Raw genomic sequence first — 21,163 nt, 5'->3', positions numbered from 1 at the left:
TGAACGCGTTAAGCCTTTGTGGCAACGTGCGCTGTCGGGCGAGCAGTTCACCTTGACCCAGCATTTAGGCAATGGGGCTGCACAGCGGCATTACGAGCTGTGCTTCAATTGCTTGCGTGCCCCTGATGGCGTTGTTCAAGGCGCCTACCTGTTCGCCCACGACATCAGCGAACGGGTCACGGCCCAACAACGTCTGCTCAAGGCTGAGGAGGCATTGCGTCATGCCCAGAAGATGGAGGCCGTTGGCCACTTGAGTGGCGGCATTGCCTAATACCGCGTACGTCACCCGCACAGCAAAGTACTGTTCATTACGGGTACGATGAAAGCGCCGTACTCAGCAACGGTCAGCCACTGGAGGCTTCCAGCGTGCTGACCAAACCTTTCGACCTGGCTGATTAACCAACGGCCACTGGATAGCGATGGAGCGCAAAGGATGCCCAGTGACTCTCGCTTGAGCACTACCGATGAATTGAATTTTCTACGCCAACGGGTTGATCAACTCGAACGGCGCAATACCGAGTTGAGCAGCGAATTGTCGCGGTTGCACGAGCGCACTCAGGAGGCGGAAGGTTACCGATTCCTGTTCGAGAACATGGAAGAAGGCTTCTGCATCATCCAGTTCATCGACGGCCCTCTGGGGCCATTGAGCGACTACGTGCACTTGATGGCCAACCCCGCTTACTGCCGCCATGCCGGGCTGCCCGATGTGGTGGGCCGCACCCTGCGTGAAGTGATCCCCAACGAGGCCGAGGTCTGGCTCGACTATTTCGGTACGGTGGAGCGCACCGGCAAACCCCTGTATTTCGAGCACGAGCTGCTGGCCACCGAACGCTGCCTGGGCCTTGCGGCAATCCGTATTGAGCCTGCTCACAATCATCAGGTTGCGGTGATCTTTCGTGACGTGACGGCACGCAAGCGCGCTGAAAGCGCCCTGCAGCACCTCAACGCAGAGCTCGAACAGCGCGTGGAACTGGCCGTGGCGCAGAGCCAGAAGGCCGAGGAAGCGTTGCGCCAGGCGCAAAAGGTCGAAGCCGTAGGGCAATTGACGGGGGGCATCGCGCACGACTTCAACAACCTGCTCGGCGGCATCCTCGGCGCTCTGGAACTGGCCAGAGACAGGCTTGCAGCCGACCCGCGCAAAGCAACGATCAGCCCGCTGCTCGACAGCGCCCACGGTGCTGCGCAACGGGCAGCTGCGCTTGTGCATCGGCTACTGGCGTTCTCCAGGCAGCAAACCTTGCAACCTCGCCCTACGGATGTCGCCGAGTTGGTCAGCGGCATGCTGGACCTGATCAGCCGCAGCACCGGCCCCCACATCGCAATCGACTACCAGTGCAAAGACGCCCTCTGGGCGGTACGTATCGACCCTCCTCAGCTTGAGAGTGCCCTGCTCAACCTGTGCATCAATGCCCGCGATGCCATGCCCAATGGCGGCCGGGTCCGTATCGCGCTGTGCAATACCTCGCTCACGCTTGACCACGCCAGCGAGCTGGAACTGGTACCTGGCGACTATCTGTGCCTGAGTGTCGAGGACACGGGTGGCGGCATGGCGGATGACACGCTCAGCCGCGCCGTGGACCCTTTCTTCACTACAAAACCACTGGGCCGCGGCACAGGCCTGGGCTTGTCGATGACCTACGGCTTTGTGCGGCAATCCGGCGGGCAGTTGAAAATCACATCGACGCTTGGGCACGGCACACAGGTGCTGCTGTACCTGCCGAGGTACCACGCGCAATTTGCCCCTGCCGCGCTCAAGCCCCTGGCGCCGGCAGCGCGCCCGAGCAGCGGCGCCGCAAAGCGGATCGTCGTGGTCGAGGATGTAAGCGCGATGCGCCTGGTCATTGCAGAAGTGCTGCATGACCTGGGCCATGAGGTGGAGATGTACGAGGATGGCCCCATGGCGATTGCCGGGCTGGAAAATAAGCCGCCACCCGACCTGCTGGTCAGCGACGTGGGCTTGCCGGGTGGCATCAACGGGCGCCAGTTGGCCGACCGGCTGCGCCTGCGCTACACCGGGCTCAAGGTGCTGTTCGTCACAGGCTACGACGAGAGCACGGCGCTTGGCCAAGGCGACTTCGATAGGGACATGCGTGTGCTGACCAAGCCCTTCACCCTTGAAGCGCTGGCCGAGCAGGTCGGCCAGTTGCTTGACGGCTGATAGCCCTCAGCGCCCGCCGCCCAGGTCGACGAAGCTGCCGGTGGAATAGGACGCTTTGTCCGAGAGCAACCAGATGATCGCCTCGGCGACTTCTTCAGGCCGGCCACCACGGCCCATGGGCAAACCGGGTTCGAGTTTGGCGACGCGGTCGGGGTCGCCGGAAAGCGCATGGAAGCCGGTGTGTATGTAGCCTGGGCGCACGCCATTGACTCGCACACCGTCCCCCGCCACTTCCTTGGCCAAGCCAAGGGTGAAGGTGTCCAGTGCGCCCTTGGAGGCGGCGTAATCGACATACTCGTTGGGCGAGCCCAGGCGAGCGGCCACCGAAGAGACGTTGACGATAGCCCCGCCCTGCCCGCCATGCCGGCGTGCCATGCGCAGCAGGGCATGTTTGGCGCAGAGCATGGGGCCGACGACGTTGGTCTTCATCACCTTGAGCAGGCGAAACTCGGACATCTCCTCGACGCGGCTTTGCTGGCCGATGGTGCCAGCATTGTTGACCAGCGCAGTGACAGGACCGAGTTCCTGGTCGACGCGCTGAAACAGCTGGATGACCTCATCCTCGACGCTGGCGTCGGCGCGCACGGCAATCGCCTCGGCGCCCAATGCCCGCACCTGGCTGAGGATATGCTCGGCGGCCTGGTTGTCGGCGTGATAGTTGATGCAGATGCGATAACCCTGCTGTGCTGCCAGCAGCGCGGTGGCCGCGCCGATACCTCGACTGGCGCCAGTGATGACGATGACATTCTCCATGGGTCTGCCAATGTGTTTGAAAGTGGAGCTTGGACAATAGGGGAAATACCAACTCAAGGGAATGACAGTCGCCCTGCAAAGCGTGCTATCACCCGCGTTCTTGATCTGGCTCTTGATCTTGATCTTCAGCGACTCAGGAGCGAGGGGACCCCGAAGCGCAGCGTAGGGGCCGTATGATGGAGCGCAGCCCTTTTTGGTTACTTTTTGGGGCGTTTGCCAAAAAGTGACCCGCTGTAAGAGCGGAAAGGTGACTAAGCGTCACCCTCGCAAATGGACGTTGCCAGATATCAATACCAACCGATCAATATCACCGACCAATATCACCGACCAACCAATCAATGCCCAGCCGAAGCCGGCCCAGCCTTGGCCGTAAACGGCGGCCGCGCAAACCACACCAGCAAGATCAACCCAGCAAACACCCACGTCATCATCATGAAGTAGTCCACCGTCGACATCATGTAAGCCTGCGCATTCAGAATCTGCTCCAACTGCGCATAATTCTGCGGGCTAGCCCCCCCAAGCTGCTCGAGCGTATGCCGAGTCGCCGGGTCAAACTGGCTGATGTTCTCGCTCAAGTAGGCATGATGCTGATCAGCCCGGCGAATCCAGATCCAGGTCGTCAACGACGCCGCAAAACTCCCCCCCAGCGTACGCAGGAACGTCGCCAGCCCCGAGCCATCGGCAATCTGATGCGGCGGCAGGTCCGAAAGCAGAATGCTCAACGTCGGCATGAAGAACAGCGCAACGCCAATCCCCATGAACAACTGCACCAACGCCACATGCTGGAAGTCCACCTCACTGGTAAACCCGGCACGCATGAAGCAACTGGTCCCAATGGCCAGAAACGCCAACCCTGCCAACAGGCGCAAGTCGAACCGGTGCGCGTACTTGCCGACAAAGGGCGACATGATCACCGGCAACAGCCCGATGGGTGCCACCGCCAGCCCCGCCCAGGTAGCCGTATAGCCCATCTGCGTCTGCAGCCACTGCGGCAGGATCAGGTTGATACCGAAGAACCCCGCATATCCCCCGACCAAGACGATGGTGCCGACCCGGAAGTTGCGGTGCACGAACAACCGCAGGTTCACCACCGGGTGCCGGTCGGTCAGTTCCCAGATCACGAACACCGCCAGGAACACCACCGAAATCAGGCTGCCGATGATGATGAACGACGACTCGAACCAGTCCAGGTCATTGCCCTTGTCGAGCACCACCTGCAACGCGCCGACACCGACGATCAGCGTCAGCAGGCCGATGTAGTCCATCGGCTGACGGCTGGTCACAACCGGCCGCGTGCGCATCTGTTGGCGTACCACGGCGGCGGCGAACAGGCCGATGGGGACGTTGATGAAGAAGATCCATGGCCAGCTGTAACTGTCGGTGATCCAGCCCCCCAGTATCGGCCCGGCAATCGGCGCCACCACCGTGACCATCGCCAGCAGTGCCAGGGCCATGCCCCGCTTGGCCGGGGGGTACACGGCAATCAGCAAGGTCTGGGTCATCGGGTACAACGGCCCCGCCACCACCCCTTGCAGCACACGAAAGCCCACCAGCTCCGGCATCGACTGGGCGATCCCGCACAGGAACGATGCCAGCACGAACAGTAACGTGGCCCAGATGAACAGCTTCACCTCACCAAAGCGCCGGCTCAGCCAGCCCGTCAGCGGCAAGGCGATCGCGTTGCTCACCGCGAACGAGGTGATCACCCATGTGCCCTGCTCGTAGCTCACCCCCAGGTTGCCGGAGATGGTCGGCAAGGCCACGTTGGCGATGGTGGTGTCGAGCACCTGCATGAACGTCGCCAACGACAGGCCGATGGTGGTCAGCAACAGGCTCGGCGGGGTGAACTGGGCGGCGGCCTGGTTGCTCATCGCTGCGCCGTCTTGCCGGATGCGCTGTTGTCGTGAATCAGCCGGGCAATCAGGTGGTCGGCTTCGACCAACTGGCGGTCATACACCTGGGTGGTGTAGCTGGCCTGTTGCGGGGGTTGCTGGGCCAGGGTCGGGCCGCTCTGGTCGTGCAGGTCGACCTCGACCACCGTGGACAGGCCGATCCGCAGCGGATGGTCCTTGAGCTGATCAGGGCTCAAGTGAATACGCACCGGTACCCGCTGCACGATCTTGATCCAGTTGCCGGTGGCATTTTGCGCCGGCAGCAGCGCGAAGGCGCTGCCCGTACCTGCACCGAGGCTGTCCACCGTGCCGCTGTACTTGACCTCGCTGCCGTACAGGTCGGCGCTGATTTCCACCGGCTGACCGATGCGCATGTCGCGCAGCTGGGTTTCCTTGAAGTTGGCATCGATCCACACCTGGTCCAGGGGGATCACCGCCATGGTCGCGGTGCCAGGTTGCAGGCGCTGCCCCAGCTGCACGGTGCGCTTGGCGACATAACCGGTCACCGGCGCCACCAAGGTGGTGCGGGCATTGTCCAGGTAGGCCTGGCGCAGGTCGGCCGCGGCCGCCATGACTTCGGGGTGCGAGGACACCACGGTGTCATCGACCAGCGCGGTGCTGGTATTGAGCTGTTGGCGGGCGCTGGTGAGGGCGCTCTGAGCGACGCTCAGGTCGTCGCGAGCGTGGGAGATTTCTTCCGCCGCAATCGCCCCGCTGTCGGCCAGCACCTTGCGCCGGTTGTAGTTGTCCTGGGCCTTCTGCAACTCGGCCTGGCGTGTCTGCAACTGGGCCTTGAGCGCATCCACGTTGCTGTACAGGCCACGCACCTGGCGCACCGTGCGCGCCAGCTTGGCTTCAGCGGACTGCAGCGCCACCTCGCTGTCGGCCGGGTCGAACTGCAGCAACACCTGGCCGGCATGCACCAGGTCGCCGTCATCGGCACCAATGCTGGTGACGGTACCGGTCACCAGCGGGGTGATCTCTACCACGTTGCCGTTGACGTAGGCGTCATCGGTGCTCTCGTGCCAACGCCCGACCAGGGAGTACCAGGCCCAGGCGCCGATGCCGCCAACAATCAACAGCAGCAGCAGGCCGAGCAGCCAGGCCTTGCGTTTGCGCGACGGCTCGGGCGCGTCGGCGGGGGGTGTGGTGTCTGTGGGAGTAGCCATGACAATACCTTGGAAAATGCGTAACAGGGATCAACGATCGCCGAAGCGGCGGATCGTCAGAGGGTCGCCAGCGCTGAGCAGCACCTTGGCCAGCAAGCCCTCGAGGGTCTTGAGTTCTTCTGGTTGCAGCACGCCGCACAACTCGTTCATCGCCGCCGCACCGATCTCTGGCAGCCGATCAGCCAGGCGCTGGCCATCGTCGGTCAGGGCCAGGCGCACCTGGCGGCGATCGTCGGCGCAGCGGTTGCGTGCGATCAGGCCCTTCTGCTCGAGGCGATCGAGCATGCGGGTCATCGAACCACTGTCCAGGCCCAGGTAGCGGCACAGCTCGGCCGGGGTGTCGACCTGGTACTGGGTGACGATGATCAACACTTTGAACTGCGCGGCGGTGACGCCCTCGGATTCAAGGTGCCAGTCAAGAATGCGGTCCTTGAGGATCGCCGCGCGGCCCAACAGCATGCCAATGGCACAGGTCTGGAAATTCTCGGGAGAAAAATGCGCCATAGGATCTGCCGTGGGTAATTGTGTGGAAATGTTACTGCCTAGGCAGTGAATGTCAAAGCTTTGATTAGGCTGCTATGCAAAACTTCATGATTTGACGCTCATGACTTGCTGATGTGGTTGCGCTGCTACGCCAACGCCGGCACCGCGCCACAGGCAATCGCCATGCCCACCAGCTCGGCCAGGCTGCCGGCCTGCAGTCGCTTCATCACCCGCCCCCGGTACAAGTCCACGGTCTTCACGCTAACCCCCAACTGCACGGCGATCTCGCGGTTGCTCAGGCCTTGGGCCAGCGGCACGAACACATCGCGCTCGCGCGGTGTCAGGCCATCGATGCGCGCCTGCACCTGGGCCAGCGCCTGGTTGCCCTGACGCGCGCGGCCGGCGCGCTCAAGCGCTTCCTGCACACTGTCGAGCAGCAACTGGTCACTGTACGGCTTCTCGATGAAGTCGCAGGCACCGGCCTTGAATGCCCGCACCACGATCGGCACATCGGCATGGCCGCTGACGAAGATCACCGGTAAGTCCAGGCCCCGCTCCCTCATCAGCTGCTGCACCGCCAGCCCACCCAGCCCCGGCATCCGCACATCCAGCAGCACACAGGCGGGCCCATCATCCCGGCACGCGTCCAGAAACGCCTGACCACTGGCAAACGACAGGGCCTCAAGCCCCACCGACTGCAACAGCCAGACCGTGGAATCACGCATGCCCTGGTCGTCGTCGACCACATACACTTTCGCTTGCACCCTGACCTCCTCTTAGCCCCTGCTCACCGCCAGGCGGCAGCACACTACCAAACCGCCCTGCTCGCCCGCACGTGCCCACACACTGCCGCCAAACCCTTCGACAAGGCTGCGGCTCATGCTCAAGCCCAGCCCCAGACCATCGGCCTTGCTGGTGGTGAACGGGGTAAAAATGTCTTCCAGGCGTTCGGCCGCAACCCCTGGCCCTTGGTCGGCCACCTCCACCAACACCCCATCACCCTCGCGCACGGCGGCCAGGAGGATACGTGACGGGCGTTCGCCATGCTGCTCGCGGTTGGCATCAATGGCGTTGCGCAGCAGGTTCAGCAGCACCTGCTCAAGCAATACCCGATCGGCATACACCGCCGGCAATTGCGCGCTCACGCGCAGCTCGATGCTGACCTGGTCACGGGCCGCCTCCCAGGCACACAGGCGCATGGCCTCGTTGACGACATCCAGCATGTCCAGTGCCTGTAGCCGCCGCGGCCCTTTACGCAGAAACGCCCGTAGCCTGCGGATCACTTGCGCGGCGTGGGTCGCCTGCTCAGTGATGCGTTGCAGCCCCTGCCCGACCCGCACGCGTGCCTGCGGGTCGCGCTCCAGGCCCTGCAGGTAACGCTGACTGGCATTGGCATAGTTGACCACCGCCGCCAACGGTTGATTGATCTCGTGGGCGATGCCCGAGGCCAACTCGCCGAGGGTGGCGAGCCGGGCACTGTGCGCCAGGTTCTCCTGGGCCTCGATGCGCAAGGTGATATCACGCGAGACACTGACGATCTCCACCACGGCCCCGGTATAGGTTTCGCGGATGGCGCGGCTGGCGATCTCGAACCAGCGGTAGCCGCCAGCGGCCTGGCGCACCCGGCAGGTCATGGTGTGATAACCGTCCTGGTCCAGGGCGGCGGCCGCCTGAGCCAGCACCTGGCGGCGCTCGCGCGGGTGCAGCAAGGTCCGTACGGCCATGCCTCGCAGTTGCTCTGGCCACAGGCCCAACAGGCGGAACGCCGCCGGTGAGGCATCAAGAAAACGGCCATCGGGGCTGTGCCGGGAAATCAGGTCGGTGGTGTTCTCGATGATCAAGCGGTACAGGCGCCGGGCGCGGCTGGCTTCGCGCGCTCCCTGGCGCTCGGCGCTGGCGTCACGGCAGCGGCCGAGCACCTGCTGGCCTTGGTCGTCGGGGATGAACGTCCACAGCACGATGCGCTCGCCCACTTCTACTTGCACATCGGCAATTGCCCGGTGCTGTCGCAGGCAGGCGCGCACCAGTGCGGCGCAGTTGGCCGGCAGCCAGCAGGCCAGCGCAGGGCCTTCATCAACCCAGGCCTGCAAGGCCGGGTTGCAGGCCAGCGGCCTGGCATCGGCGGCCAGCAGCAGGCTGGGCTGGGGGTCTTTGGCGAGCAAGGGAGAGAGGGTCTTGTCCACGATGTGAGGCTCGTTGTTATAGTAGTTTTACTATATTGCTATAGTCGATATTCCATCTACCATAGCGACTCGCGTAAAACTGCGACAGGGGAATTGCGGCCAACCGTACGCCTTCCCACACCCTGAACAGAGCTAACAATCAGCCACCGGGGGCCAAGCGCACAGGCTGCGCCTGCCTCCCCTACAGGATTACCGCATGTCGATCTATGCCCAGGGCCTGATGCCCGCTGCCGTCAACCACGTCGCCCTCACCCCACTGAGCTTCATCGAACGCACCGCAGCCGTGTATGGCAACTACCCGGCTGTCATCCATGGCGCCATCCGCCGCACCTGGCAGGAAACCTACCAACGCTGCCGGCGCCTGGCCAGCGCACTGGCCGGCCGTGGCGTCGGGCGTGGCGACACGGTAGCGGTCATGCTGCCAAACACCCCGGCCATGCTCGAAGCGCACTTCGGCATCCCCATGACCGGTGCAGTGCTCAACACCCTCAACGTTCGCCTGGACGCCGAAGCCATCGCCTTCATGCTGCAACACGGCGAGGCCAAGGTGCTGATCACCGACCGCGAATTCCACTCGGTCATCGAAGCCGCCCTCGCCTTGCTCGAACACCCGCCCCTGGTGGTCGATGTCGATGACCCGGAGTACGGCGAAGGCCGCGCGGTCAGCGAGCTGGATTACGAGGCCCTGCTGGCCGAGGGTGACCCGGACTTCGCCTGGGAATGGCCCGATGACGAATGGCAGGCCATTTCGCTCAACTACACCTCCGGCACCACCGGCAACCCCAAGGGCGTGGTCTATCACCATCGCGGCGCTTACCTCAATGCCCTGGGCAACCAGATGACCTGGGCCATGGGCCACCGCCCGGTGTACCTGTGGACCCTGCCGATGTTCCACTGCAACGGCTGGTGCTACCCCTGGACCATCACCGCCCTGGCAGGCACCCACGTGTTCCTGCGCCGGGTCGACCCGCAGAAGATCCTCACCCTGATCCGCGAACATCGGGTCACGCACCTGTGCGGCGCACCCATCGTGCTCAACGCCCTGGTCAACATGCCTGAGGCCGCCAAGGCTGCCATCGAGCACCCGGTGCAGGCGATGGTCGCAGGTGCCGCGCCACCGGCCAAGGTGATTGGTGCAGTGGAAGAAATGGGCATTCAGGTGACCCACACCTACGGCCTGACCGAGGTATACGGGCCAGTGACGGTATGCGCCTGGCATGAAGCGTGGGACGGGTTGCCGCTCGAGGAACGTGCGCGCATCAAGTCGCGCCAGGGCGTGCGCTACCCGACCCTCGACGGCCTGATGGTCGCCGACCCGCAAACCCTCGCGCCGGTACCGCGTGACGGTAACACCCTGGGCGAGATCTTCATGCGTGGCAACACAGTGATGAAGGGCTACCTGAAAAACCCCGAAGCCACGGCCGAAGCCTTCCGCGGTGGCTGGTTCCATACTGGGGACCTGGCCGTGTGGCACGCCGATGGCTATGTCGAGATCAAGGATCGGCTCAAGGACATCATCATCTCCGGTGGCGAGAATATCTCTACCATCGAGGTCGAGGACGCCCTGTACAAGCACCCGGCGGTGCTTGAAGCCGCCGTGGTGGCACGCCCCGACGAGAAATGGGGCGAGACACCGTGCGCCTTCGTTGCCCTCAAGCCTGGCCGGGAAGACACCCGCGAAGCCGACATCAGCAGTTGGTGCCGGGAGCACTTGGCCGGCTTCAAGGTGCCCAAGACGGTGATCTTCGGCGAACTGCCGAAGACCTCCACCGGCAAGATCCAGAAGTACCTCCTGCGCGACCGGGCCAAAGCCCTCTGACCGTTCATTGGCCTCGTCGTCGGCAATCCGCCGCCGAGGCCAGCACCACACCCGTTGCTTCTACACCTACCGAGCCGCTGATGACCGACTACATCGCCCCCCTGCGCGACATGCGCTTTATCCTGCGTGACGTTTTCAACGCCCCTGCCCTGTGGGCACGCCTGCCCGCCCTGGCCGAGCGCATCGACGCCGACACCGCCGATGCCATCCTCGAAGAAGCGGCCAAGGTCACCGGCCAACTGATCGCCCCGCTCAGCCGCAACGGTGACGAACAAGGCGTGCACTTCGAGGCCGGCCGGGTGAGCACCCCGGACGGTTTCCGCGAAGCCTGGCGCATCTACCGGGAAGGCGGCTGGGTCGGCTTGGGGGGCAACCCCGAGCATGGCGGCATGGGCATGCCGAAGATGCTTGGCGTGCTGTTTGAAGAGATGCTCTACGCCGCCGACTGCAGCTTCAGCCTGTATTCCGCCTTGAGCGCCGGCAGTTGCCTGGCGATCGATGCCCACGCCAGCGAGACGCTCAAGGCCATCTACCTGCCACCGCTCTACGAAGGCCGCTGGGCCGGCACCATGTGCCTGACCGAGCCCCAGGCCGGCACCGACCTGGGGTTGATCCGCACCCGCGCCGAGCCACAGGCCGATGGCAGTTATCGCATCACGGGCAGCAAGATATTCATCACCGGTGGCGAGCAGGACCTGACCGAGAATATCGTCCACCTGGTGCTGGCCAAGCTGCCGGATGCCCCCACTGGCGCCAAAGGTATCTCGCTGTTCCTGGTGCCCAAGTACCAGGTCAATGCCGATCGCAGCCTGGGTGAGCGCAACGCCGCGCATTGCGGCTCGGTCGAGCACAAAATGGGCATCAAGGCCTCGGCCACCTGCGTGATGAACTTCGATGGCGCCACGGGCTACCTGGTGGGCGAAGCGAACAAGGGCCTGGCGGCCATGTTCACCATGATGAACTACGAGCGGTTGTCCATCGGCATCCAGGGTATCGGCTGCGCCGAAGCGTCGTACCAGAGCGCTGCGCGCTACGCCAGCGAACGCCTGCAGAGCCGCGCCGCCAGCGGCCCGCAGGCACGGGGCAAGGTGGCCGACCCGATCATCCAGCATGGCGATGTGCGGCGTATGCTGCTGACCATGCGCACCCTCACCGAGGGCGGCCGGGCATTCGCGGCCTACGTGGGGCAACAACTGGACCTGGCCCGTTATGCCGAAGACACAGGCGAGCGTGAACATGCCCAACGCCTGGTGGCGCTGCTCACGCCGGTGGCCAAGGCCTTTTTCACCGACAATGGCCTGGAAAGCTGCGTGCTCGGCCAGCAGGTGTACGGGGGCCATGGCTACATCCGCGAATGGGGCCAGGAACAGCGTGTGCGCGACGTGCGCATCGCGCAGATCTACGAAGGCACCAACGGCATCCAGGCCCTCGACCTGCTCGGGCGCAAGGTACTGGCCGATGGTGGCCAGGCCCTGGCCAGCTTCACCGCCGAAGTGCGCGCGTTTAGCGTTGCCGCGCCGCTGCATCGCGAAGCTCTACAGGCCAGCGTTGCGCGCCTGGAGGCGACCAGTGCGTGGCTGCGGGCCCAGGCCGGTGAAGACGCCAACCTGGTCAGCAGCGTGGCCGTGGAGTACCTGCACCTGTTCGGCCTAACCGCCTATGCCTACATGTGGGCGCGCATGGCAGCCGTGGCGCAGGCCAAGCATGAACAAGACCCCGCTTTCCATGGAGCGAAGCTGGCCTGTGCGGCGTTCTTCTTTCAGCGCATCCTGCCGCGCAGTCTTGGGCTGGAGGCAAGCATCCGGGCGGGCAGCGCCAGCCTTTATGGCATGACAGAAGCGCAGTTCTGATCGGCCCAGGGGGTGCGCAGCGCCCCCTGGCATTGCCCGCGAAGGGTTCTCAAACGCTGAAATTCCATTGCAAATCCGACGAAAAACCGTCACAACTGATAGTCATTCGCCATTACCTCGGTTCTCGGGACCCCTTAGCAAGGGTAGAATGCGCAAAACCCGGAGCCGCAATGAACCACGACCGCCTCAATCCCAGCTCAGACGATGCCATCACCGACGCCGCCGCGCATTGGTGCATGCGCCTGCACGCCGAAGATTGCACTGCGGCCGAGCGTGAGGCGTTCGCCCGCTGGCTGGCGGCCGACCCACGGCACGCCGAGGAATACCACGCGATGCTGGAGATCTGGCAAACCGCCGACCTGCTGCCACGCAACGCCACCGTGGTCGATTTCAACCCGCCTGCACGCCAAGCACCGCGGGTACGCAACTGGCGCCCGCTGGCCTCGGCCGCGGCCATTGCCCTGGCGGTGCTGCCCTTGGCCGGCTGGCTAGGCTGGGAACAAGGCTGGCTGCCGAACCACTACCAGCACGTTGAAGCCAGCAACCGGATGCAGACGGTGGAGCTGAGCGACGGCAGCACGGTGGAACTCAACCTCAACACCGAGCTGACCTACCTCAACTACAAAGACCAACGTCAGGTCACCCTCAAGCGCGGCGAGGCGTTTTTCAAGGTGCAGCACGACAGTGCACACCCGTTCATCGTCCGCGCAGGCCGCGGCCAGACCCGCGTCACCGGCACCCAGTTCAACGTGTGGAAGTACCAGGACCAGGTCAAGGTCACGCTGGTGGAAGGCTCGGTGCTGGTCACCAGTGACGGCAGCGCGGGCGGTTACCGCCTCGGCCCTGGGATGCAGGCCAGCTATCACAAAGGTGATTTCGAGCCACAACTGGAGCAGAGCGACGATTACGGCAATACCCTGGCCTGGCGCAGTGGCAAGCTGGTGCTCGACAACCTGAGCCTGGAGCAGGCGTTGCCGGTGATCAACCGCTACCTCGACGCCCCGCTGCTGCTGGCTGATGCCAGCACCGGCCGGATCCGCATCAGCGGCATCTACAACACCCGTGAAGTCGGGCGCCTGGTCAACAACCTGCCCAAGGTACTGCCGGTGTACCTCACCCGCAGCAAGGACGGCAGCACCGTCCTCAACCGCATTTCGCCGCCGCCCGGCAAGGGCTAACGCCTTACAGCGTCATCGCCGCCAACCAGCCGAAGGCCAACAGCGGCAGGTTGTAATGAAGGAAGGTCGGCACCACGGTGTCCCAGATATGGTGATGCTGGCCATCCACATTCAAGCCCGAGGTCGGCCCCAGGGTCGAGTCCGACGCTGGCGAACCAGCATCCCCCAACGCCCCCGCGGTGCCGACAATACACACCGTGGCCAGTGGGTCGAAGCCCAGCTGCACGCACAGTGGCACGAAGATCGCCGCCAGGATGGGCACGGTGGAGAACGACGAGCCGATGCCCATGGTCACCAGCAGGCCCACCAGCAGCATCAGCAAAGCGCCGACGCCCTTGCTGTGGTCGATCCACTGCGCTGACGCCTGGACCAGGCTGTTGACCTCGCCGGTGGCCTTCATCACATCGGCAAAGCCCGAGGCGGCAATCATGATGAAGCCGATCATGGCCATCATCTTCATGCCTTCGGTGAACAGGTCGTCGGTGTCTTTCCAGCGCACGATGCCAGACAGCGAGAAGATCAGGAACCCGACCATGGCGCCGATGATCATCGAGTTCAGCCACAGCTGAACAATGAACGCTGCGGCGATCGCCAGGCCCGCGACCATCAGGGTCAACGGGTTGTATTGCACACTCACCTGCTCGACCTGCTCGATACGCGCCAGGTCGTAATCGCGCTTCTTGCGGTAACTGAACAACACCGCCAGCAGCAGGCCGGCGAGCATGCCAGCCGCCGGAATGGCCATGGCATGGGTGACGTTGACGCCACTCACATCGACCCCGGCCCGGGCGACGTTGGCCAGCAGGATTTCGTTGAGGAAGATGTTGCCAAAACCCACCGGCAGGAACATGTAGGGCGTGATCAGGCCAAAGGTGATCACGCAGGCGACCAGCCGGCGGTCGATGCGCAAGCGCGTCAGCACATACAGCAGCGGCGGCACCAGCAGCGGGATGAAGGCGATGTGGATGGGCAGGATGTTCTGCGATGACACCGCCACTACCAGCATCAGGCCGATCAGCAGCCACTTGACCTTGCCACCATTGGCATGCCCCTGGCGATCGATCATGGACAAGGCACGGTCAGCCAGGGCATGCGCCAGCCCGGACTTGGCGATGGCTACCGCAAAGGCACCCAGTAGCGCATACGACAACGCCACCGTGGCCCCCCCGCCCAGGCCGCCGTTGAAGGCCTTGAGCGTCCCCTCGATGCCCAGCCCGCCGACCAGGCCACCGACCAGCGCGCCGATGATCAGGGCGATGACCACGTGCACGCGCGACAGGCTGAGTATCAGCATGATGCCGACTGCGGCGATCACTGCATTCATGGTTTGGCTTTCCTCGTAGCTGCGGACAAAAAAGCGGGCACTCTGAAGCAGTGGGCGGCAGATGTCAAAAGCGCCACGTGTCGGCGCATTACCCAGCCCCTTCGAGTTTAAATTGAACGTTTGAATAAAGAAAAAATCGCCACGGCCGACACAGTCGTCAGCCAGCACTATTACAAGGGATTCGCCCCATGCCTTTGCGACAACTTTCCATCCAGTGGAAGATCACCCTGCTTGCCGGTCTCTGCCTGGCCGGTATCGTCACCCTGCTCGTCGGCCTCTCGCTGTACCGCATGGACCACAGTTCAGACCTGGTCAAGGCAAGCAGCATGCAGATGCTCACCGAGGCGGCCCAGGGGCGCATCGAGTCGCAAGGTGAAGTGCAGGCCTTGAACATTCGCCGTCAGTTTATGGACGCCTACCAGTACGGCGCCGGCTTCGCCCGCCAGGTACTGTTCCTGCGCGAGCAGGCTGAAAAGCGCTTTCTCGATGCCTACGACCTGCGCGAGGACATGACGCGCCAGGTACGTGCCGCGCTGCAGGCCAACCCTGACCTGCTCGGTTTGTCGCTGGTGTTCGAGCCCAACGCCCTGGACAACAAGGACAACCTGTTCACCGCCAAGCCCGAGCTGGGCAGCAACGAAACCGGGCGTTTCGCGCTGTACTGGTCGCAACCGCGTGCCGGCCAACTGACGGCCATGGCCCTGCCCGAACAGGACATGGCCAACACCGAGATCGGCCCCAGCGGCCAGCCCGCCAACACCTGGTGGGTGTGCCCGCGCAGCACTGGCAAGGTCTGCGTGGTGGAGCCCTACTTCTATGACATCGATGGCCAGCGGGTGCTGATGACCAGCATCGTCTTCCCCCTGGCAGTCAACGGCAAGGTGATCGCCACCCTGTCCATCGACATCAACCTCAACAGCCTGCAGGCCTTGACCCAGAATGCCAGCCGCAGCCTCTATGAAGGCCGCACCACCGTCGGCATCCTCAGCCCGGTGGGCCTGCTGGCCGGCTACAGCGCCGATGCCGGCAAGCTGGCCCAGCGCTTCGACCAGGTCGACACGGCCAAGGGTGCCGAACTGGTGCGCAAGCTGGCCGAAGGCAAGTTGAGCATCCTGCATGACCAGCAGCGCCTCAAGGTGCTTGCTGCCTTCGAGCCGATCCCCGGCGCTCAGCCCTGGGGCGTGCTGCTGGATGTACCGGAAAACGCGCTGACCGGGCCTGCCGAAACGCTGAAGCAGGAACTGGACGCACTGAACACCAGCGGCACCCTGCTGGAGCTGGGCCTGGGCCTGGCCGCTGCGATCGCCGGCCTGCTGCTGGTGTGGTTGATGGCCCGCGGTGTTACCCGGCCGATTCTCGGTGTGGCAGCGATGCTCAAGGACATCGCCAGCGGCGAAGGTGACCTGACCCGTCGCCTGACCTACCAGAAGCACGACGAACTGGGCGAGCTGGCGGGATGGTTCAACCGCTTCCTCGACAAGCTGCAGCCGATCATTGCCGAGGTCAAACAATCGGTACAGGCCGCCCGAGGCACCGCCGACCAGTCCTCGGCCATCGCCAGCGAAACCAGCGCCGGCATGGAGCAGCAGTACCGCCAGGTCGACCAGGTGGCGACTGCCTCGCACGAGATGAGCGCCACCGCCCAGGACGTTGCCCGCAGCGCCGCCCAGGCTGCGCAGGCGGCCCGTGAAGCCGACCAGGCCACCCGTGAAGGCCTGGCCGTGATCGACCGCACCACCCACAGCATCGACGCCCTGGCTGCCGACATGAACAACGCCATGGCCGAAGTCGAAGGCCTGGCACAGAACAGCGAGAAGATCGGTTCGGTGCTGGAAGTGATCCGTTCGATTGCCGAACAGACCAACCTGCTGGCGCTCAACGCCGCGATCGAAGCTGCCCGCGCCGGCGAGGCAGGCCGTGGTTTTGCCGTAGTCGCCGATGAAGTGCGCAACCTGGCCCGACGCACCCAGGAATCGGTGGAAGAAACCCGCCAGGTGATCGAAGCCCTGCAAGCCGGTACCCGCGAAGTGGTCGGCGCCATGGACAACAGCCACCGCCAGGCCCAGGGTGGCGTGGAACAGGTCGGCCAGGCCGTCACCGCGCTGCAGCGCATCGGCCAGGCAGTGACGGTGATCACCGACATGAACCTGCAGATCGCCTCGGCCGCCGAAGAGCAAAGCGCAGTGGCCGAGGAGATCAACAGCAACGTCGCGACCATTCGTGATGTGACCGAGTCGCTGTCAGGGCAGGCCAACGAATCGGCACGGGTCAGCCAGTCGCTCAATAGCCTGGCCAACCAGCAGCAGGCATTGATGGATCAGTTCCGGGTCTAGGCCTGTGGCGCGCACTCGTCGCCGCAGAAACCATCGTCCGGCAGGGGAAACCGACCGGCCTGGAGGATTTGATCGAGCAACACCAAGGCGCCCAGCACATTCGGCCGGGCGCCCATGGGTAGCCTGCTTGCGTCTGGCAACGTGGCGTCCTTATACCCCGATTGCATCACCAGCAGGTGCATCTGGTCGGCGTTCAGGTACAGGTGGTGCTGCTCGATGGCATACGACTGGATCAAGGCCAGGGCACCGGTCACCATCGGCGTGGCACTGGAGGTACCCCCATAGGTGCTGGTGTAGTCGCGATCGTGCCCGTTCTTGTCCTGCAGTGCCCCATACCCTAGCGTTGCGACGCTATCCCCCCAGCCATTGAGCATGCGGTAGCGGTAGTTGTAATTGGAGTACTGATGCGGTTTGCCATCCCAGGAATGGCAGGCGCCCACCAGAATTGCATCGGCCTCACCATGGTCGTCGAAGTAACGCCACTGCTCCAGGTCGACGCCGTAACCTTGAGTGGTACGGGCGTTGTGATCGGACACGCTGGTACCATTGCACGCCGCATTGAGCACCACGACGCCTCGCTCGGTCAGCGACCGGGTGACATCCCACCAGGTCCTGTCATGCAAAGAAGGCAGGAAGGTCCCCAGGACATTCACATTGGCTGTCTGGCGGTTGACGCCAACGATATCGCCAGCCCTTGCATAAGCCAGCAGCTTTTTCAGTGTCTGGGAATACCCACGTGCATCGTAGGCACGGTTGTCATACAGGAACAACTCCGCGGCATGGCAAATACCGGTCATGCCCAACCCATTGTCATGTGCCAGCAACACCCCCACCGAAGCCGTGCCGTGGTCAGGCTCCGAATCGACTGTTGGCGGGATGACTTTGAGCCTGGGGTTACCACGCAAGTCTTCGTGATTGGCATAGAGCCCACCGTCGGAGAAATGCACGCGTACCCCTCTGCCCTGCACTCCCGCCTGCCATGCGTTGCGGATATTCAAGCCTTTGGCGCTGCTGTCTGGCTCGTTCAGGTAGCGCTGCAGCGCTTCAAAGTCGGGTGTGGGCTGCGCTTGCTCATTGGCATTGGTGCCAGCGGCGTAGGCACCGCCAGTCAGCAGCGTCGCGATGACAGCGGCAGCAGCGAAGGCCAGCAGATTGCCCGGTTCGAGTTGCGGGGGGAGCAGTGCGCTGTCTTCGACGTATTCAAGCCCATTCAGGCTTTGGACCAGGGCGCTGAAGGTTGCGTTGGGCATGCCCTGCGGCTGCTCGACCCAGTAGTGGTTGGCGAGTACCTGCAAGTGCTCATCCTCACGCTCGTGAGGTTCCAGAAACGGTTGCAGGTCAATGATTTGCTGAAGGCCGGGCCAATCATGGGCCAATGACGAGCTGGCATCAGCTTGCACATCAGCCATGAAACGCGCATGCCCCCCTTCACTGAACACCAGAATCAGCGCGGGGTAACGCTGCCCTTCAGGCAGAGGCGGGAGCGTTGCGCCCTCCTGCGCGGCCCGCCTTCGCCGGGTGCCGGACGACGACAGCGGCACCGTATCAAGAATGCGCCGGGTCAGTTCACCTTCACTGACCTCGATCAGCAATGGCCCCTCACGCAAGGTAGCGTCTGCATCAGCGTCCAGGTCCTGCTTGATGACTTCGCTGTCGATCAGCGTGACCAGCGGGGTGATCCTGTAGGTACCTGCCAGCACCTCGCAACTGAGGGTGGCAGGGCATCCATGATTGGCGACCGTGCCACTGTGAACCTGTGAAAGCACGTTAACGCCATCCAGCTGAACCACACCTTCGGGGACCTCGCGCTCAAGTAGATACTGGATGGACTTGACCTTGTGCAGGTCGTCCCCTGTACAACGCACATGAAACTTCCCATCGAACGTGAAGTTGCGGTAATACACGAAATCCAGATTGAAACCCATTGCGTACTCCTGTCAGCGCTACGTGCCCAGCGGCCGCGGGCACAGGTGCATAGCCTTGCAACCTGTATCCAACGCGCCTAGACAGAAGCGGTTCCTGCTGGTGCAGCAGGGGCCGCAGCAACTTCGGCTACAAGTACCTTCGACTACACTTTCGCGGCAACTGGAATGACAACCCACGAGGCCCCGATGAAAAAAATTCCAACGTTGCTGGCCAGCCTGCTGCTCGCCGCCGGCCTGGCCAGCACCGACAGCGCCGCCTCAGCGGAGCGCACCACGCCCATTCACTTTGGCGCCATTGGCTGGGAAAGCGGCGCCCTGACCACCGAAATACTGCGGCTGATCGTCGAGCGTGGGTATGGCTACCCCACCGACACCCTGCCCGGCAGCACCGTGAGCATGGAAGTGGCGTTGGCCCGCAACGACCTGCAGGTGATCGCCGAGGAGTGGGCCGGGCGCAGCCCCGCCTGGGTCAAGGCCGAACAGGCCGGGCAAGTGTTCGCTCTGGGCGATACCGTCAAGCACGCCGAGGAAGGCTGGTGGGTGCCGGCTTACGTGATCGAAGGCGACCCTTCGCGCAACCTCAAGGCCCTGGCGCCGGACCTGCGCAGTGTCGATGACCTCAAGCGCTACCCACAGGTGTTCCGCGACCCCGAGTCGCCGGCCAAAGGGCGCTTCCTCAACAGCCCCAGCGGCTGGACCTCCGAAACGGTCAACAGCCAGAAGCTCAAGGCCTACGGGCTCAACGACAGCTATAGCAACTTTCGCAGTGGCTCCGGTGCGGCGCTGGATGCCGAAATCGGCTCCGCGATCCGGCGCGGTCAACCGGTGTTGTTCTACTACTGGAACCCGACCCCATTGATGGGGCGCTACAAACTGATACGCCTGCAAGAACCGCCCTTCAATGCCCAGGCCTGGGCCACCCTGACAGATGCCAGCAACCCCAACCCGCAAGGCAGCCAGTCACTGCCGGCCAAATTGTCGATTGGCGTGTCCAAGGCGTTCCACGAGGGTTACCCGGATTTGGTGGCCGTGTTCGAAAAGGTCGACCTGCCGATCGATCGGCTCAACCGCGCCCTGGCCGAGATGAGCGAAAAACGCACACCACCGAACAAGGCTGCCCTCACCTTCCTGCGTGACAACCCAGACGTCTGGAAAGCCTGGTTGCCGGCAGACGTCGCCGCCAAGGTCGAGGGCAGCCTATGAGTGGCGGCTTTCCCGAAGCGCTGCAATTTTCCTTCGCCGAACGCGTCAACCAGCTGGTCGACTGGCTGGTGCTGAACTACGGCGATCACCTGCGCAGCGTCTCGGACCAGCTGCTGCAACTGTTGGTAAGCCTGGAGAACCTGCTGCGCCTGCTGCCCTGGTGGGCACTCTTGCTGCTGGTCGGGCTGCTCGCCTGGCATGCCAGCCGCAGCGTACTGCGCAGCGTGGCGATGGTTACCCTGCTGGCCTTGATCGGCGTGCTCGGGCTGTGGGACAAGCTGCTGCAGACCTTGGCCCTGGTGCTGGTCAGCACCGGCCTGTGCGTGCTGGTCGGGGTGCCGCTGGGCATCCTGCTGGCGTCACGCCCGCTGGCTCGGCGGTTGTTGATGCCGGTGCTGGATGTGATGCAGACACTCCCCGCCTTCGTCTACCTGATCCCGGTGCTCATGCTGTTTGGCCTGGGCAAGGTACCGGCGGTGTTCGCCACCCTGATCTACGCCTTGCCGCCACTGGTGCGGCTGACCGACCTGGGCTTACGGCAGATCGACCCGTCGTTGCTGCAAGCCGCACACGGTTTGGGCGCCAGCCGCTGGCAGCGGCTGCAGCGCATTGCCCTGCCGTTGGCCCTGCCGAGCATCATGGCCGGCCTCAACCAGTCAGTCATGATGGCGTTGTCGATGGTGGTAGTGGCTTCGATGATCGGCGCGCGCGGCCTGGGTGAGGATGTACTGGCCGGCATTCAGACCCTCAACGTCGGCCAGGGCGTTGAAGCGGGGCTGGCGATCGTGGCCCTGGCCATGGTGATTGACCGCATCAGCCAGGCGTATGGGCAGGTCAAACGCTGATCTCGGCATCTACCGGCTTGCCGGCGGCCGGGCCGGCGCTGACAATGC

At 63.7% G+C, this 21,163-nt stretch carries 15 protein-coding genes and 2 pseudogenes; 9 read left to right on the top strand and 8 right to left on the bottom strand.

Features of this window, described 5'->3' with window-relative positions; genetic code table 11:
* Positions 1–7: 7 nt before the first annotated feature.
* Together LJX93_RS11745 and LJX93_RS11740 are read left to right on the top strand one after the other, a co-directional pair.
* Positions 8–268, top strand: a pseudogene (locus LJX93_RS11745) (PAS domain-containing protein); the annotation flags it as partial.
* A 165-nt stretch (positions 269–433) separates the two neighbouring features.
* Positions 434–2,158, top strand: coding sequence for an ATP-binding protein (locus tag LJX93_RS11740; protein WP_081874704.1), 1,725 nt, complete (start codon positions 434–436; stop codon positions 2,156–2,158).
* 6 nt (positions 2,159–2,164) lie between these two features.
* On the opposite strand, the gene LJX93_RS11735 is transcribed toward LJX93_RS11740, so the two are convergent.
* The 6 genes from LJX93_RS11735 to LJX93_RS11710 all read right to left on the bottom strand — a co-directional run bounded on the left by LJX93_RS11735 (position 2,165) and on the right by LJX93_RS11710 (position 8,638).
* A complete protein-coding gene (locus LJX93_RS11735) occupies positions 2,165–2,911 on the bottom strand; it encodes an SDR family oxidoreductase (protein ID WP_033697456.1) in 747 nt (248 codons plus the stop codon).
* Positions 2,912–3,246: 335 nt separating this feature from the next.
* Positions 3,247–4,782: a DHA2 family efflux MFS transporter permease subunit gene (locus LJX93_RS11730; RefSeq protein WP_033697455.1), complete on the bottom strand. Its 1,536-nt coding sequence runs from the start codon at positions 4,780–4,782 to the stop codon at positions 3,247–3,249.
* Positions 4,779–5,972, bottom strand: coding sequence for an HlyD family efflux transporter periplasmic adaptor subunit (locus LJX93_RS11725; protein WP_033697453.1), 1,194 nt, complete (start codon positions 5,970–5,972; stop codon positions 4,779–4,781). The genes LJX93_RS11730 and LJX93_RS11725 overlap by 4 nt, the downstream gene beginning before the upstream one ends.
* A gap of 30 nt (positions 5,973–6,002) precedes the next feature.
* Positions 6,003–6,476 carry a MarR family winged helix-turn-helix transcriptional regulator gene (locus LJX93_RS11720; protein WP_227697215.1) on the bottom strand — a complete coding sequence of 158 codons (474 nt, stop codon included), beginning with the start codon at positions 6,474–6,476 and terminating at the stop codon, positions 6,003–6,005.
* 125 nt (positions 6,477–6,601) lie between these two features.
* Complete coding sequence (locus LJX93_RS11715) at positions 6,602–7,219, bottom strand: response regulator transcription factor (RefSeq protein ID WP_033697449.1); 618 nt, start codon at positions 7,217–7,219, stop codon at positions 6,602–6,604.
* Between the two features lie 12 nt (positions 7,220–7,231).
* A complete protein-coding gene (locus LJX93_RS11710) occupies positions 7,232–8,638 on the bottom strand; it encodes a sensor histidine kinase (protein ID WP_047583761.1) in 1,407 nt (468 codons plus the stop codon).
* A 196-nt stretch (positions 8,639–8,834) separates the two neighbouring features.
* Here LJX93_RS11710 and LJX93_RS11705 point away from each other — a divergent pair, with 196 nt between their 5' ends.
* The 3 genes from LJX93_RS11705 to LJX93_RS11695 all read left to right on the top strand — a co-directional run bounded on the left by LJX93_RS11705 (position 8,835) and on the right by LJX93_RS11695 (position 13,485).
* Positions 8,835–10,457: an acyl-CoA synthetase gene (locus tag LJX93_RS11705; protein ID WP_033697445.1), complete on the top strand. Its 1,623-nt coding sequence runs from the start codon at positions 8,835–8,837 to the stop codon at positions 10,455–10,457.
* 80 nt (positions 10,458–10,537) lie between these two features.
* Positions 10,538–12,307 (top strand): acyl-CoA dehydrogenase C-terminal domain-containing protein, encoded by a 1,770-nt coding sequence (locus LJX93_RS11700; RefSeq protein ID WP_033697444.1) that lies wholly within the window; start codon positions 10,538–10,540, stop codon positions 12,305–12,307.
* Positions 12,308–12,477: 170 nt separating this feature from the next.
* A complete protein-coding gene (locus tag LJX93_RS11695; RefSeq protein WP_033697443.1) occupies positions 12,478–13,485 on the top strand; it encodes a FecR family protein in 1,008 nt (335 codons plus the stop codon).
* Between the two features lie 4 nt (positions 13,486–13,489).
* On the opposite strand, the gene LJX93_RS11690 is transcribed toward LJX93_RS11695, so the two are convergent.
* Complete coding sequence (locus LJX93_RS11690; RefSeq protein WP_033700005.1) at positions 13,490–14,809, bottom strand: Na+/H+ antiporter family protein; 1,320 nt, start codon at positions 14,807–14,809, stop codon at positions 13,490–13,492.
* A gap of 188 nt (positions 14,810–14,997) precedes the next feature.
* On the opposite strand from LJX93_RS11690, the pseudogene LJX93_RS27495 reads away from it, so the two are divergent.
* Both LJX93_RS27495 and LJX93_RS27490 read left to right on the top strand, forming a co-directional pair.
* Positions 14,998–16,236 (top strand): annotated as a pseudogene (locus tag LJX93_RS27495) (chemotaxis protein); the annotation flags it as partial.
* Positions 16,237–16,386: 150 nt separating this feature from the next.
* On the top strand, positions 16,387–17,142 hold the full coding sequence (locus tag LJX93_RS27490) for a methyl-accepting chemotaxis protein (RefSeq protein WP_371097434.1): 756 nt from the start codon (positions 16,387–16,389) through the stop codon (positions 17,140–17,142).
* On the opposite strand, the gene LJX93_RS11680 is transcribed toward LJX93_RS27490, so the two are convergent.
* Positions 17,139–19,067, bottom strand: coding sequence for a S8 family serine peptidase (locus LJX93_RS11680; protein WP_227697214.1), 1,929 nt, complete (start codon positions 19,065–19,067; stop codon positions 17,139–17,141). The genes LJX93_RS27490 and LJX93_RS11680 overlap by 4 nt on opposite strands.
* A 186-nt stretch (positions 19,068–19,253) precedes the next feature.
* On the opposite strand from LJX93_RS11680, the gene LJX93_RS11675 reads away from it, so the two are divergent.
* Both LJX93_RS11675 and LJX93_RS11670 read left to right on the top strand, forming a co-directional pair.
* Positions 19,254–20,270, top strand: coding sequence for an ABC transporter substrate-binding protein (locus LJX93_RS11675; RefSeq protein WP_047583765.1), 1,017 nt, complete (start codon positions 19,254–19,256; stop codon positions 20,268–20,270).
* The gene (locus LJX93_RS11670; RefSeq protein ID WP_033697438.1) at positions 20,267–21,115 is read left to right on the top strand and encodes an ABC transporter permease; all 849 of its coding nucleotides are present in this window, start codon (positions 20,267–20,269) and stop codon (positions 21,113–21,115) included. Before LJX93_RS11675 ends, LJX93_RS11670 begins: the two co-directional genes overlap by 4 nt.
* Positions 21,116–21,163 lie beyond the last annotated feature (48 nt).

The organism is Pseudomonas sp. HN2-3, from assembly GCF_020691745.1.
GTDB classification, from domain to species: domain Bacteria; phylum Pseudomonadota; class Gammaproteobacteria; order Pseudomonadales; family Pseudomonadaceae; genus Aquipseudomonas; species Aquipseudomonas capeferrum.
Note: the sequence above shows the minus strand (reverse complement) of the source record. Positions and strands in the feature narration are given on the sequence as shown.